The sequence below is a fragment of the Spiroplasma chinense genome (genome assembly GCF_008086545.1).
Lineage (GTDB): Bacteria > Bacillota_I > Bacilli_A > Mycoplasmatales > Mycoplasmataceae > Spiroplasma_A > Spiroplasma_A chinense.
Genome location: NZ_CP043026.1, coordinates 1,264,896 through 1,280,165, shown reverse-complemented (window position 1 = coordinate 1,280,165; position 15,270 = coordinate 1,264,896). Strand labels below are relative to the sequence as shown.

General features: G+C 29.9%; 17 protein-coding genes and 1 pseudogene. All 18 read left to right on the top strand.

Annotated elements, in window-relative coordinates:
- Nucleotides 1-113: 113 nt before the first annotated feature.
- Nucleotides 114-362, top strand: coding sequence for a hypothetical protein (locus tag SCHIN_RS05885; protein WP_166508696.1), 249 nt, complete (start codon nt 114-116; stop codon nt 360-362).
- 43 nt (nt 363-405) lie between these two features.
- On the top strand, nt 406-1,185 hold the full coding sequence (locus SCHIN_RS05880; protein ID WP_166508695.1) for a hypothetical protein: 780 nt from the start codon (nt 406-408) through the stop codon (nt 1,183-1,185).
- A 111-nt stretch (nt 1,186-1,296) separates the two neighbouring features.
- Entirely contained in the window at nt 1,297-2,037 is a 741-nt protein-coding gene (locus SCHIN_RS05875) for an ABC transporter ATP-binding protein (RefSeq protein WP_166508694.1), read from the top strand.
- Complete coding sequence (locus tag SCHIN_RS05870; RefSeq protein ID WP_166508693.1) at nt 2,037-3,719, top strand: ABC transporter permease; 1,683 nt, start codon at nt 2,037-2,039, stop codon at nt 3,717-3,719. The genes SCHIN_RS05875 and SCHIN_RS05870 overlap by 1 nt, the downstream gene beginning before the upstream one ends.
- Nucleotides 3,720-3,836: 117 nt before the next feature.
- Nucleotides 3,837-6,512: an alanine--tRNA ligase gene (alaS, locus tag SCHIN_RS05865; RefSeq protein WP_166508692.1), complete on the top strand. Its 2,676-nt coding sequence runs from the start codon at nt 3,837-3,839 to the stop codon at nt 6,510-6,512.
- Between the two features lie 122 nt (nt 6,513-6,634).
- Complete coding sequence (locus tag SCHIN_RS05860; protein WP_166508691.1) at nt 6,635-7,963, top strand: phosphatase PAP2 family protein; 1,329 nt, start codon at nt 6,635-6,637, stop codon at nt 7,961-7,963.
- A gap of 64 nt (nt 7,964-8,027) precedes the next feature.
- Nucleotides 8,028-8,870: a hypothetical protein gene (locus SCHIN_RS05855; RefSeq protein WP_166508690.1), complete on the top strand. Its 843-nt coding sequence runs from the start codon at nt 8,028-8,030 to the stop codon at nt 8,868-8,870.
- Nucleotides 8,863-10,002, top strand: coding sequence for a phosphatase PAP2 family protein (locus SCHIN_RS05850; protein ID WP_166508689.1), 1,140 nt, complete (start codon nt 8,863-8,865; stop codon nt 10,000-10,002). The genes SCHIN_RS05855 and SCHIN_RS05850 overlap by 8 nt, the downstream gene beginning before the upstream one ends.
- Nucleotides 10,003-10,173: 171 nt before the next feature.
- Nucleotides 10,174-10,482 carry a 30S ribosomal protein S10 gene (rpsJ, locus tag SCHIN_RS05845; protein WP_166508688.1) on the top strand — a complete coding sequence of 103 codons (309 nt, stop codon included), beginning with the start codon at nt 10,174-10,176 and terminating at the stop codon, nt 10,480-10,482.
- 49 nt (nt 10,483-10,531) lie between these two features.
- Nucleotides 10,532-11,248 (top strand): 50S ribosomal protein L3, encoded by a 717-nt coding sequence (gene rplC / locus SCHIN_RS05840; RefSeq protein ID WP_166508687.1) that lies wholly within the window; start codon nt 10,532-10,534, stop codon nt 11,246-11,248.
- A gap of 16 nt (nt 11,249-11,264) precedes the next feature.
- Entirely contained in the window at nt 11,265-11,891 is a 627-nt protein-coding gene (rplD, locus tag SCHIN_RS05835) for a 50S ribosomal protein L4 (RefSeq protein WP_166508686.1), read from the top strand.
- Nucleotides 11,891-12,175 (top strand): 50S ribosomal protein L23, encoded by a 285-nt coding sequence (gene rplW, locus SCHIN_RS05830; RefSeq protein ID WP_166508685.1) that lies wholly within the window; start codon nt 11,891-11,893, stop codon nt 12,173-12,175. The genes rplD and rplW overlap by 1 nt, the downstream gene beginning before the upstream one ends.
- Before the next feature lie 56 nt (nt 12,176-12,231).
- Nucleotides 12,232-13,071: a 50S ribosomal protein L2 gene (rplB, locus tag SCHIN_RS05825; RefSeq protein WP_166508684.1), complete on the top strand. Its 840-nt coding sequence runs from the start codon at nt 12,232-12,234 to the stop codon at nt 13,069-13,071.
- A 13-nt stretch (nt 13,072-13,084) separates the two neighbouring features.
- A complete protein-coding gene (rpsS, locus tag SCHIN_RS05820; protein ID WP_166508683.1) occupies nt 13,085-13,354 on the top strand; it encodes a 30S ribosomal protein S19 in 270 nt (89 codons plus the stop codon).
- Between the two features lie 26 nt (nt 13,355-13,380).
- Nucleotides 13,381-13,716, top strand: a complete 336-nt coding sequence (rplV, locus tag SCHIN_RS05815; RefSeq protein WP_166508682.1) for a 50S ribosomal protein L22 — start codon at nt 13,381-13,383, stop codon at nt 13,714-13,716.
- 17 nt (nt 13,717-13,733) lie between these two features.
- A complete protein-coding gene (rpsC, locus tag SCHIN_RS05810; protein WP_166508681.1) occupies nt 13,734-14,444 on the top strand; it encodes a 30S ribosomal protein S3 in 711 nt (236 codons plus the stop codon).
- Between the two features lie 2 nt (nt 14,445-14,446).
- Nucleotides 14,447-14,860, top strand: a complete 414-nt coding sequence (gene rplP, locus SCHIN_RS05805; RefSeq protein WP_166508680.1) for a 50S ribosomal protein L16 — start codon at nt 14,447-14,449, stop codon at nt 14,858-14,860.
- Between the two features lie 20 nt (nt 14,861-14,880).
- Nucleotides 14,881-15,267, top strand: a pseudogene (gene rpmC, locus SCHIN_RS06430) (50S ribosomal protein L29); the annotation flags it as partial.
- Nucleotides 15,268-15,270 lie beyond the last annotated feature (3 nt).

Here is a 15,270-nt window from a genome sequence, read left to right as displayed (position 1 = left end):
GGGCACTCACATTGATTGTGTGTAGTATACATTATTTATAAGAATATAATTAATTTAAGAATTTTAATTAAAAAAATTCTGTGCGAAAGAAATGATTTAGGAAAGGTGATGTGTTGAAAACTAATGAGGCAAAGTCTGTTTTAGACAGAGAAAAAAGAATTTGCTTTATAGAAAAAATACAAAAAGTTTTAAGTGAATATGAAATAGAATATAGAAAAATTCGTTTTGAACAACTAGATGATAATAAACAAATTGCATATTTAAACAAACTGAAAAGAATAGCAAATTCAAATAATGTACCTTTATGTTGAAAAAGTATGGTTAAAAGCTATGAATTTAGAAATATAGTTAACAACAAATAATGTAAATTGGTGGACGGTTGGGTTGTTGATGAAGGATGTATGAATGATTAAATTATTAAGTTTATTGGCAAGTGCAACAATGGGAGTAACTCCAATTGCTGCAAATGTTCAAGGGATTCAAAGTGTTCAAGCAAAAGAATCTATAGATATTTCAATGATTGATGGGTTTGAAAAAGACTTTCAAAGTAGTTTTGCAACTCACAATTACAATAGTTTCATATCAATTGCAGAATTATTTGCAATTGAAGCCTTTGAAAATGAAGGTGTACAAGTAGAATCAAGTTGATTATCACTTAGTGATGTAGTAAGTGATGTTGATGGAAGAGAAATTTCAAACCAAGATATTTCTGGAATGGCAAATGGAGCGGGTTCAGAAGTTTGAAATATTAAAGTAAGTGCAACACAAGAAGGATTGGAAAATGGTTTAGTAGGTCAAGCAACTATTAAAGTTAATCTAATCTTTAAAGCTGGAGATCTGTCAACTTTAAGTGCTCAGACTTTAGAATTACCAACTTATTACACAACAGTAATTGGAATAAATAATTATGCAAGAGAAGTTTTGATGGACACTGTAGTTTATACAGTAGATAATGCTATTTTCTTTGCATACATGGGTGGAGCAGATTGAACTGCAATTCAAAAATTCGATGAAGAATCAAATGAATATGTAGCGTTAACTCAAACAGATGTAAATGATTTGGTTGTTAGTGGTGAAACTTTACCTGTAACAATAGTTCTTTACTCAAATGTATATGGTAATTCAAAAGGACTTACTGGTTATGCTGTATTTAATATAAACTTATCTATTAGTATTTTAGGATAATAACAAAAAAGAGCGAAAGCTCTTTTTTGTTATTCTTTTTGCCATTATTATTATTATTATTTAGAAATGTTAAAATAATTGGGTAAAAATAAATAGAGAGGTTATAAATATATGATAGAAATCAAAGACTTATCAAAGGTTTTCAAAAATGGAGCAGGTATCAAAAATATTAACCTATCAATTAATCCAGGTGAAATTTGTGCCATTTTAGGGCCAAATGGAGCAGGGAAATCCACATTATTAAAAACAATATTTAAAGAATATATACCTAATTTTGGGGAAATAACTTTTAATAATCAAACTGATAATTATTTAAATAATTTTAGTTTTTTTACTGACCAAAGTTTATTCCCAAAAGGTGTTGCAATTGAATTCTTTTGTAGATATACTGCAGAATTGGTTGGTGTTAAACCAAATGAAGCTAAAAAGAGAACAAAGTATTTACTTGATAAATTAGAATTAAGCAAGTATGCAAAAAAAACTTTTGCATCTCTTTCTGCTGGAATGCAAAAAAAAGCAATGCTAGCAGCTTCATTAATAAATGAACCTGAATGTATTTTTTTAGATGAACCAACAGCTAATCTAGATATAGAGTCTAGAAGAGCTATGATTAATTTATTACAACAAATGAAAAATGAAGGAAAAACAATTGTAATAACAAGTCATATAATTGATGAGTTACAAAACATTGTAGATCATGCTGTTGTTTTAAAAGAGGGCAAAATTGTTTATGATAAAAAATTTGATAATAAAAAAGAAAAACTAGAAGATATATACTTTATGCACACTGACTCTAAAAAAGCAGAAGATAAGTTTGGTAATTTAACTAATTTTGGAGAGGAAGTAAAATAATGAATAAGTTTTATATATGTGCAAAGTATTCAGCTAAATCTATTTTATTTACTAAACAATTTATTATTTCAAACATTGTAGCGTTTGCTTTCTTTGTGTTATTTAACACAATTTCATATGCAGCTTTGAGAGCTAAAAATTATTCATCATTCAGCTTTGCTGAAATTCATACTGTAAACTACTGTATGTTATGAGCTTTTTTCACTGTAATTTCTGCTGTGTTTATTTATGATTTTCTAGGTACACAAAGAAATAATGGTATTAAAATGATGGAAATAAAAAGTGGGTTAAAACCATACCAAATTTATTTAGCTAAAGTTTTGGTTGTATTAGTATTCACTTTTATATTGATTTTAGCTTATGCAACTTTAATATTAATTATCACTACTTTATTTTTCTTGGATAATACAAGAATTATACAAATTTACACAGTAAATTTGTATGGGTTACTATATATTTCACTAATTGTACCTTCAATAGCAGCTGTTTTAACTTCATTTAATCTTAAAAAAACTGTTTTAATTACTTGTTCTATTATAATTTCAGTTCTTGGGTTAAGTCCTACATTGGTAGAAACATTTTTTTCAACTATGGATGAAACAAAAGAAGATGGAGACGGTGAAACAATTGGAACATGATCATCAGATAAAGTTTACTATTATTACTTGAATCAAAAAATTTCAAAAGACAAAGATTTTGATGTTATATTTAATGAAATTAAATCATTAAAAGAAAATACTGATGAAGTTTTAGCAACTTTATTTGTTGAGGAAGATAATTTGTCAAAGGAATCCAAATCATATTATGCAGAAGTAATTAAAAATCTACAAGAGAAAAACTTATTTAAATTTGGTGAAGGTTTAGAACTTATAAATTGAATAAATGCTTTTAATAAGAATTGAGGAAGTAACAAATTTGAAGTAGATTTTAGAGAAATTAAATATGACCAAACTAAATTATCAAGTTTTCAAAAAATATTATTAAATGTAGATATAGAATTTAATAATGAAAAATATAATTTAAGTAGTTCTTTTGATCTAAACAGTTTTAATACCACAAAAAATATTTCAAATTTCTCAACTTCATTTATAAATAGTTTAGAATCAAATAAAAAATCATGAAAAAAAATGAGTGATGTTATTTTGAATTACTTTAAAAATGATTTCTATATGAGTAACTATTATTCTGTTGAACCAACAATTTATAATGAGATTATTCCCAAATATTTAAAACCAGATAATACTGATCATGAACTTATGGAATCAATTGACATCAATAGACAAATGTCATATGAGAAATTATTGTATAAGGCTGTATTATTTCGCATAATTCAGCAAGAATCAATAATTTTAGGGGAGAACAAACCTACAAATAGAGTTTCTAGAAAAAAACAAAGAATTGAAATGTATCTAAACCCGTTCCTTTGATTTGATGTAACAAGAGCTTTTGGAACAATAAAACTTGACTTTGAAACTGTTGTTGCAGCACAATCTAATGGTTTGTTTATGACTTATCAGTTTTATGAAGTAACTTATACTAAACTTGAGAACAACAAAGTAGAATTACAAGATTATAATTATGTAGGCCCAAATAGAGGTATTATGTATTCAATAGCCTTATTATTACCCATTCTAATCATGGTGGGTGCCTATTTTGTTTATAAAACAAAAATGTATAAATAGGAATTTTATAAAGACAAAAAAACTCTAAATAAAGAGTTTTTTTGTCTTTATATTGTAAATAAAGTGGTTTTGTATATGTTAAAATAACTTTGTTAATTTTAAAGAGGAGATAAAACTATGAAAAAACTAAGTTCAAATCAAATAAGAAATATGTGATTAGACTTTTTTAAGTCTAAACAACACTATTTCTTGGAACCTGCAAGTTTAGTACCAATTGATGACCCAAGTTTACTTTGAATAAATTCTGGTGTTGCTACACTAAAACCTTACTTTGATGGAAGAATGAATCCACCAGCTCCAAGACTTACAAACTCTCAAAAATCTATTAGAACAAATGATATTGAAAATGTTGGAGTTACTGCGCGTCACCAAACAATGTTTGAAATGCTGGGTAACTTTTCAATCGGAGATTACTTTAAAAAAGAAGCAATTCACATGGCATGAGAATTGCTAACAAGTAAAGAATGATTCGATATGGACCCAAACCTTTTATATATCACTGTTTTTGAAGAAGATGTTGACGCTTATGATATTTGAACTAAAGAAATAGGTATCAAAGAAGATCATATTTTCAAAGGGACAAGAGATACAAACTTTTGAGATGTAGGACAAGGACCTTGTGGACCAAATACTGAAATCTTTTTTGACCGTGGAGAAAAATGAGATCTAGAAAATATCGGACCAAGATTGTTAAAAGATGATATTGAAAATGATAGATACATAGAAATTTGAAATATAGTTTTTTCTCAATTCAATAACGATGGAAACAATAATTATGCAGAATTGCCAAGAAAGAATATAGATACGGGTGCTGGATTAGAAAGAATGGTGTCAATTTTTCAAGAAACACCAACAAACTTTGAAACAGACTTATTTATGCCAACAATTCAAAAAATTGAACAAATGTGTGATTCTAAATTTAAGTATTCTATTGATAATTACTTTAATGAAAATCCAGAACAAACAAAAATCAATACTGCTTTTAAAGTTATTGCAGATCACATAAGAGCTGTAACTTTTGCAATAAGTGATGGTGTATTTCCTGGAAATAAAGATAGAGGATATATTATTAGAAGATTGATCAGAAGAAGTTCAGTGTATGGAAGAAAACTTGGTATCAATAAAGCGTTCTTATTTGAGTTAGTAGACAATGTAATTGAAGCTATGAGCCAATTTTATCCTTACATTATTGATAAAAAAGATACTGTAAAAGAAGTTATTCAAATTGAAGAAAACAGATTTTTACAAACCCTATCAAAAGGATATGAACACTTAGAAAATATAATACAAAAAGAAAAAACAGTTAGTGGTAAAAATGCTTTACTATTATTTGAATCTTTTGGTTTCCCAATTGAATTAACTAAAGAAATTGCAGAAGACTTAAATGTTGAAGTAGATGTTAAAGCATATGAGCAATTATTAGAACAAGCAAAAGAAGTTGCTAGAAATTCTAGAAAAGATGATAAAGCTTGAAATAAACAATCTGCAATTTTAACAAGTTTATCTGTTGAAAGTGAATTTACAGGATATGAAACTGAAGAAAATGAAACTGAAATTAACTTTATGTTTAAAGATGATAAAGAAATTTCAACTTCAAGTGATGAAATTGTATTTTTAACTTTAAAACAAACACCTTTCTATGCAGAAAAAGGTGGACAAGCTGCAGATAATGGAGTACTTGTTGATGAAAACGGAGTTAACCACCAAGTTTTAGATGTACAACAAGGACCAAATAAACAACATATTCACAAAGTTCATGTAAATGGAACATTGTCAGTAGGACAAAAAGTTAGTGCAAAAATAAATAGTGAAAAAAGATATTACACTATGAAAAACCACTCAGGAACTCACTTATTACAAGCTGGAATTAGAGAAGTTCTTGGAGAAAATGCAGTACAAGCAGGAAGTTATAATGATGAAAACGGTTTAAGAATTGATATTTCATTTAATAGAATGCCAGTACAAGAAGAAGTTGATGCAATTCACGCATCTGTTAAAAGAGAAATCGAAAATGCTATTCCAAGAGAAATAATTTATTGTACTCTTGAAGAAGCTATTGAAGTTCACAACGCTTTAGCTTTATTTACTGAAAAATATGGAGAATTGGTTAGAATTATAAAATTTGGAACTTATTCTTGTGAACTTTGTGGAGGAACACACGTTGCAAGTTCAAAAGATGTAGAAGATATTTATATTACAGAAATTGAATCTAAAGGAAGTGGAGTTTATCGTTTCCATGCAGTTACAAGTCACAAAGAAGTGTCTTCATTCTTGCAAGAGCAATTTGCAAAACAAAAACATGAAATACAACCAGCAATAGATAAATTTAACAAAGCTAAATTTATTATTGAAAATAAAGAAATTGAAAATGCTATTGGTGAAATTATGAATATGCCAGTTTTAAGAGAGAATTTACCTAAAATTAAAATTAAAGTAAATGAATTTAAAAATGCATTTAAGTTATATCAAAAAGCAACTGAAGAAGTAATGGTTGAAGAAAAATTAAAAAATTACAAAAATTATGAACCAGTTGAACAAGACGGAGTTAAAGTTTTAGAAATTAAAACAACAGATCTTGAAATGAAAGAAATGAAAGCTCTTTCAGATTACTATCAAAATAAATTTGACAGTCTTGTGGTAAAACTAATTAACACAGAACTGAAAATTTATATTGTAAGCAGTTCTGAAAATATTTCAAAAACACATAGTGCAATTGAAATATTTAAATCAACAAGCGAATTCTCTGTAAAAGGTGGGGGTAATCCAACTTTTGCTCAAGGGAAAATATTGTAAAATACCTTCAAAAGGTATTTTTAATTTCTACAACAAATCAATGTTTTAGGCATTTTTAGCAATAATCTCACTTTTATTTTGGTGTTAGTTTTGATAAAATCAATAAGTTAGGGGAATAAAAAATGAAGAAAAAAAGTAGGGAGTATACATTTTTATTTTTACCAGCTCTAGTAGTTCTGGTTTTAACTTGCGCAACCTTTATTGTCGCATCATTTTATGATAGACAAATACAAGAGTATTTTGCTCAGGGGTTCTACTACAAGTGAGTAAAAATATGAATTGTCTTTATGGATGAACTTGGATTATTTCAATTTCTTCCTGCAATCTTTGTATTTTGTGCAGTTATTTGAGAAAGTTTCATTCATTATCAAATCAAATTTGGTAAAAAAGATGTTATTAGAGATTATTCTTGAATAGGTATTTTTTATTATATTGTAGCTTATGGATTTTTCTTTTGAATAGTTATTTATCAAGGGTATATGAGAGTTTATGAAGACACAGGTTTTGGTCAAGGAATTGATGCAAAACTTATGGAAACTACTACATATAGAATTGTTGCATATTGAATTATTAAATCAACAGAATTTGCAATAATGTTATATGCAACAATATACCTAAGAGTGCTTTTCCATAAGAGAAGCGATGTTTTAGAACAAGAATATTGAGTAGATTCTTTAAAAGGTTTAGTTTATATTGGTTATTGTTATACAATGATCTTTGTTTTAAAATGAGGAATGGGAAGACCATTCTATTACAGTACTATTTTTAATCAAATTATAGAAAATGAAGCAACTCCTAGAGGTTGAGAATATTCTGGAGCTGTAATGTGAGGTACTGGTGACGGTACTCAAAATATGCCATATTACGAATGATGGCAACCCAACCACTTTTTAGATAACCTAAAAGAGTGAGGTTCAGTAAGTGGAGCTAAAGATACCAATACTACAGGGTGATGAAATAGAGCCTTTCCTTCAGGACATACATCAGGAACATTTTGTACTATTACAATAATGTACTTATTTATAAACCCCCAAAAAGGAAGAGTATTGACAAACAAAAAAATTGTAATTATTGCATTGTGATTCTTACACTTAAATTCAATGAAGTTTGCATTAATTGTTTATCGTTTCCATTGATGAACAGATCTGGACTTTTCAACAATCTTTTGTATAGCGATTTTCCCACTAGTTCCAAAATTTGTGGATAAACACTTACGTTGATGAACAAACCTAATTAAAGCTAAAATGTTCAAAAAAGCTTTAACTGGATTTGTTGTTGAAAAAAAATTAGGATTTGATTTATATACAAATTCTGAAAAATATCCAGTTAAAGTTGATTTCTTCCTATATGGAAAAAATAAACAAGAAAAAATGGATAAGAAAATGAAGCATTACTTCCATGTTAAAAGTGAACCAAAAGAAGTGATAAAATGACAAGAACAACCTAATTAGGTTGTTCTTTTTTGTCGGTGTTTGGATTGTTTTTTAAGTGATTTTAAATTACTATATAGTTATTATGAAAAAAGAAACAATAGAGAATATAAAACTTGGGTTTAAATATTTCTTTGCAATTACCCCTTTAATCGGGATAGTGGTATTTGCAATTGGTCAAAGTATTGACCTATTTTCAAACCCAGATACTTTTTGAGTAAAAAGTGTTTTAGACAGAAAGGATTTATTTGAAGATAATTTTTTTGAAAAGCTTACAAGTTGAAATGTTGGGGAAAAATTATTATTTTTGTTTTGTAGAAACTTTTTAACATTTACCACAATGATAAATGTTGCTTCATCATGCTTTTGAATTTATTCAATTAAAAATCATAGTAAAGAAGGAAGCGGAAGATTTGATAACTATAGATATGGAATCATGATTATGGGAGGAATACTTTGAATAGCATTCTTCTATAACTTATCACTATCAGTAACTGGAGCTATAAAAGTTATGAAATGATATACATATGTAAGTTGATTGACAGAGCATTCAATACCGCAATTTTCTATGGTAATTTACTTTTTAGTATTTTACAAAAAAGTAAATGTTACAAGAGACAAAAAACAAATAGCAATTTTGTGAGCAGAAACTGTAGCTGTAGTTAGTGGTTACTTAGTTTTTTTCACAATAACAGGAGCAATTAGTCAAGCGACTAATTCATTTCCGTTTTTTGCAGATATGTCATCAACAGGTCACTACGTTTATGACTTTTTAGACATGACAAAGGCAAATACAAGAGTTAATTTAGGATTTTTAAATCCATTATCACAATGATTTTTAGCAATTATTTTATTTTCAACAACCCAAACCCTATATTTCATAGGTACTTATTTTTTAGCAAGAAAGCAGAGTGTACAAAATGTTTAGTAAAAATAAAGTATCAATATGATACCTGTATGGTCCGATAATTACGGTTTTCTTTATATATTTAGCTTTCTTTATTGCAACTTCAATTTATAATGTTGATTTAAAAATAGCTGAAGTTGCAGACGATGCACTAAATTATGAAATTTGAAAATACTGAAGTCAATTTTATGCAGTTGCTGGAAATACAGAGCTGATTATAACTTTTTACATTTTATTACTTTTAACAATTCAATCATTAAAATATAGAGGAATAGAAAATAAAAAAACCGGTTTCTTTTATACCAATAAATATTTAATTCAAGTTTGCGTTATTATTTTTTGTGCAATTTGAACAGGTATTCATATTTTTCAGTTAGTTAAACTAAAATATGGTAGTTCAGGATTTGGACCTGGATTTGATGCAGAACTATTAGACAGTTATAAATACAAATTTGTAGGAAAAATATTGGTTATTTGTTATCAAATCCCAATTGTTTATTATGCTTCATGATTTTTAGTTGTTAAGTTGCCAAAAGCAGACAAAGAATTTCACTACAAATATATGTCTGGAGCTATTAAAGGGATGAGTTTTACACTCCTAACCTATGCGTATGTTGTCTTTATTAAGGTTTTTGGAGCAAGACCTTACTACTACAACGTGATATTTGGTGATCTTTTTGAAAAGATTCCAGAAGAAAGACAAAAATATTACATAGAACATAGAGAATTCTTCTTTGGAAATAATGATGGAAATGGTAATTTTACTCAAAATGTTGAAGGGGTTTGACCTTGATGAACTGTAAATAACGTCTGAATGAGGGGGGAAGGATATACAAATAAAACCTTCCTAGATTACGCTTTTCCTTCAGGGCATGTAAATGCATGTTTGTGTACAGCTTCAATTTATTATGTTTTTTATGATAAAAAATTAAATAGAGAATTAGATCTAAAAAGATATCTAATACTAATTTGATTGCTATTTTCAACACTAAGTATGAGCTTTGCAGTGGTAGTTATGCGTTGACATTGACTGTCAGATACATCATTTTCAATAGTTGTTGGAATTATTATGTTTTATGCAACACACAAGTTAATTGATGCAATTATCAATAAAAGAGAAAACAAAATTAATGTAGCTAAAAGTGCAAAATAACTTTAAAATATATGAAAATAAACCCCTATTTATGGGGTTTATTTTTTTTATAAAAAAACTGTAAATAACTTGTATTGCTCTATTGATTATGACATAATTGAAAGGCATGTATATTTTGTGTTCAATAAGACAACACACTAAGAGGGGTTGTCAATGTGTAAGGAGGACCAAATGGCTCAACAAAAAATTAAAATCAAACTTAAAGGTTACGATCACGCCATTGTTGACCAATCAATTGCTAAAATTATTGAAGCGGCTGAGTCAACAGGAGCTAAAGTACGTGGACCAATTCCATTACCAACAGAAAAACAAATTATTACAGTATTAAGAGCTACTCATAAATACAAAGATAGTAGAGAGCAGTTCGAAATGAGAACACACAAAAGAATACTTGAAATCGTTGAACCAACACCAAAAACAATGGACTCATTAACTAGAGTTCAATTGCCAAGTGGTGTTAATATCGAAATCAAATTATAAGAATTTAGCAAAGTATACATGATTATCATAATTCAGGAGGAAATATCACATGAAAGGAATCTTAGGACGCAAGTTAGAGATGACACAAGTTTTTAGTGAAACTGGAAAACTTATCCCTGTAACTGTTATTGCTGTTGAAACTAACACAGTTTTACAAGTAAAAACAGTTGAAAAAGACGGATATTCAGCATTAAAACTAGGAACTATCAACAAAAGAGCTAACTTAGTAAACAAACCAGAAATGGGTAACTTTAAAAAAGCTAACTCAGAACCTAAGCGCTTCGTTAAAGAAATCAGAGATATGGAAGGATACGAAACTGGAGCTGAAATTAAAGCTGCAGACGTATTCAACGCTGGTGAATTTGTCGATGTAACTGGTATATCAAAAGGTAAAGGTTTCGCTGGAGCAATCAAACGTCATAACTATTCAAGAGGACCAATGGGTCATGGATCAGGTTATCACCGTGGGATTGGTTCAATGGGAGCTATTATTAACAGGATTTTTAAATCAAAAAAAATGGCTGGACATATGGGTCATGAACAAGTAACTATCCAAAACTTAGAGGTAATCAAAGTTGATAGCGAAAGAAACTTAGTTTTAGTTAAAGGATCAGTTCCAGGTCCAAGAAAAGGTTTTGTAATCATTAAGCAAAATGCTAAAGGTGTCAAAACAACTGAAGCTGCAAACTTATTAAGTAGAAATGCAAAAGCAGCACCAGCTGCTGCTGTAAAAGAAGTAGAACAAGCAGCACCAGCTGCAGAATAATTGGAGGTATATTAACATGAAAGCACAAGTGTTAGATGTTAACGGTTCATCGGTAAAAGAAATTACAATTAGTGATAACGTTTGAGGAATTGAACCACACCAACAAGCAATCTACGATACAGTAATTTCTCAACAAGCAGCATTAAGACAAGGAACTAAAAAAACTAAAACAAGAGCCGAAGTAAGAGGTGGAGGTAGAAAACCTTGAAGACAAAAAGGTACAGGACGTGCCCGTCAAGGATCTATTAGAGCTCCACAATGAAGAGGTGGAGGGATCGCATTTGGTCCAACACCAAACATTAACTACAAAAAAGCAGTTAATAGAAAAGTTAGACAATTAGCAATTAGAAGTGCATTAAGCTTAAAAGCTAAAGAGTCAAACCTAGTAATATTAGACAAATTCGCATTTTCAAAACCATCAACAAAAGAAATGTTGACAGTAATGAAAAATGTTAAAATTGATAATCAAAAAACATTAATCGTGACAAGAAATCACGAAGAAGTTGTTGTTAAATCAGCAGGAAACATTCCTGGAGTAAAAACATTAGATTTCCAAAAAATGAATATTTTTGACTTATTAAACGCAACTAAATTAGTTGTAACTGAAGACGCAGTAAATCGTATTGAGGAGGTGTATGCATAATGCATTTAACAGAAGTTATTAAAAAACCATTGTTAACTGAAAAAACTTACTTAGGTCAACAAAATGGTGCATACACATTCATCGTTGATAAAAAAGCGAACAAAACTCAAATTAAAAAAACATTTGAAGAAATTTTCCAAGCTAAAGTAGAAACAGTAAGAACAATGAACTACGACGGAAAAGATAAAAGAATGGGTAAATTTGTTGGTAAAACAAATTCATTCAAGAAAGCAATCATCGTTTTAAAAGATGGTGAAACACTAGATATCCTATCAGACTTATAGAATAGAACTTAACTATATATAAGGTTATGGGATAAGGCGATACAAGGAGGATAATTATGCCAATCAAGAAATATAAGCCTACGACTAATGGTCGTAGAAACATGACTAGCTTAGATTACAGTATCCTTACAACATCAAAACCAGAACAATCATTATTATCAAAAATTAATGAAAAAGCTGGTAGAAATAATCACGGTCAAATTACTACTCGCCATAAAGGTGGAGGACACAAAAGAAAGTACCGTATAATTGATTTCAAACGTAACAAAAGAGACATTGTTGGAAAAATAGCAACAATTGAATACGATCCAAACAGAAACGCATTCATTTCTTTAATTAACTACGTTGATGGAGAAAAAAGATACATCTTATTTGCAAAAGGAATGCAAGTAGGACAAGAAATTATAGCATCAGAAAACGCTGATATCAAAATTGGAAATTCAGCACCATTAAAAAACATACCTGAAGGAACATTAGTTCACAACGTTGAATTAAGACCTGGTAAAGGTGGACAAATTGCACGTAGTGCAGGAAGCAAAGTTCAAATCTTAGGTAAAGAAGATGACGGAAAATACGTTATCCTAAGACTTGGATCTGGAGAAGTTAGAAAAGTACTTGCTGATTGTTATGCAACAATCGGTGAAGTTGGAAATGAAGAATATAGCTTAGTAAACTGAGGAAAAGCTGGAAGAAACCGTTGAAGAGGAATTAGACCAACAGTTCGTGGGTCAGTTATGAACCCTATCGATCACCCTCACGGAGGGGGAGAAGGTCGTGCTCCAATTGGGCGTAAAGCGCCATTAACACCATGAGGTAAAAAAGCTCTTGGGGTTAAAACACGTGACAAGAAAAAGGCTTCTACTAAATTAATAGTAAGAAGAAGAAATTCAAAATAGGAGGAATTAGATAATGGCAAGATCACTTAAAAAAGGTCCTTTCATTGATGACCACTTAGCAAAAAAAGTGGAAGCAATGGATGGAAAAAAAGAAACAATTAAAACTTGATCTCGTAGATCAACAATTTTCCCTAATTTCGTAGGTCACACATTTGGAGTTTACAACGGAAAAGACTTTATACCAGTATACGTTACAGAAGATATGGTTGGACACAAACTTGGAGAATTTTCACCGACACGTAAGTTCGGTGGACATGGTGATGATAAGAAAAAGAAAAAATAGTCATTAAGAGGAGTTTTTAAAACAATATGGAAGCAAAAGCAAAATTAACAATGATTAGAATATCACCAAGAAAAGTTAGATTAGTAGTCGACTCAATCAGAAGTAAAAAAATCTCAGAAGCTGTAGCAATATTACAAAACCAAGACAAAAGATCTTCAGAACCAGTATTAAAATTATTAAACTCAGCAGTTGCTAACGCAGTTAACAACAATGGTATGGAAGCTGACCAACTTATCGTTAAATCAATTTATGTTAACGAAGGACCAACATTAAAACGTTTTAGACCTAGAGCTCACGGTAGAGCATACGAAATCTTGAAAAGAACAAGTCACATTACTATCGTTGTAAGTGACGAAAGATAAGAAAGGAATTATAGAATATGGGACAAAAAGTATCTCCTAATGCGTTACGTATAGGAATCATTAGAACTTGAGACAACAGATGATATGCTGAAAAAGGTGAATACGTAAAGTGATTACACCAAGATATCAAAATTAGAAACGCAGTATTAAAATTATTAAAAAATGCAGCAGTTTCAAAAATTGAAATTGAAAGAACTAAAAAAGAAATTATCTTAATTATTCGTTCAGCACGTCCAGCTATAGTTCTTGGACAAGAAGGTAAAAACGTTGAAAATATCGCATTAACAGTTAAAAAAACTATCAAAGATAGAAACGCAACTGTTAAAGTAAATGTAATTGAAATTAAAAACCCTGATGTTGATGCAAGATTAGTTGCTCAATTCATCGGAGAACAAATTACAAACCGTGCAAGTTTTAGAACAGTTCAAAAACTTGCAATTAGAAAAGCATTAAAAGCTGGAGCAAAAGGAATTAAAACTTCTGTTTCAGGAAGACTTGGTGGAGTTGAAATGGCTCGTACTGAGGGATATTTAGAAGGTTCAGTACCACTATCAACATTGAGAAGTGATATTGATTACGCTTTATATGAAGCAAGAACAACTTATGGTCAAATCGGAGTTAAAGTTTGAATTAACCATGGGGAAATTTTAGGGAGACCTACTCAACAAAACCAAAACAAAATGATCGCTGATAAAAAAGTAGAAAAAGTTTCAAAGGGGGCTAAATAATTATGTTAATGCCTAAAAGAGTAAAATACCGTCGTCCTCACAGAGTGAGTTACGAAGGAAAAGCAAAAGGTGGAAGTTTCATCGCATTTGGTGAATATGGATTAATGTCATTAGACGGTGCTTGAATCACTGCAAGACAAATCGAATCTGCTCGTATTGCTATGACTCGTTACATGAAACGTTTTGGTAAAGTTTGAATTAGAATCTTCCCACATATGGCAAAAACAAAAAAACCATTGGAAGTACGTATGGGGTCTGGGAAAGGATCACCAGAAGAATGAGTGGCAGTAGTTAAAACTGGTCAATTCATGTTTGAGATTGCAGGAGTATCTGAAGAAGTTGCTCGTGAAGCTCTACGTCTTGCAATGCATAAATTGCCAGTACGTTGCAAAATCGTTAAGAGAGGTGATGAATAATGTCTAAAACAGTAGACTTAATGATGGATTTAAGAGTTAAATCTGTAGAAGACTTAATCAAATTAGGTGAAGATCGTAGAGCAGAATTATTTGCTTTAAAATTCCAAGCTGCCGTAGGTAGTTTAGAACAAACTCACAGAATTAGATCACTAAAAAGGGAAATTGCACGTATAGAATTATTATTAAATGAGAAAAAAATCGCAGGTGAAAACGTTAATAAAGCTATTAAAGCTGATTACGCAAAAGCTGTGGAAAACGCTGAAAAAGCTGGTAAAGAAGTTCGTCAAAAACAAAGAGAAATGATTGAACAATTACAAGCTGAACAATTCGGAGCAGGATCAAGTGTTGATGATGATGCAATAGCAGCAGCTATGGCAGCAGCAACAGCTGATGAAGAAGCACCAGAAGTA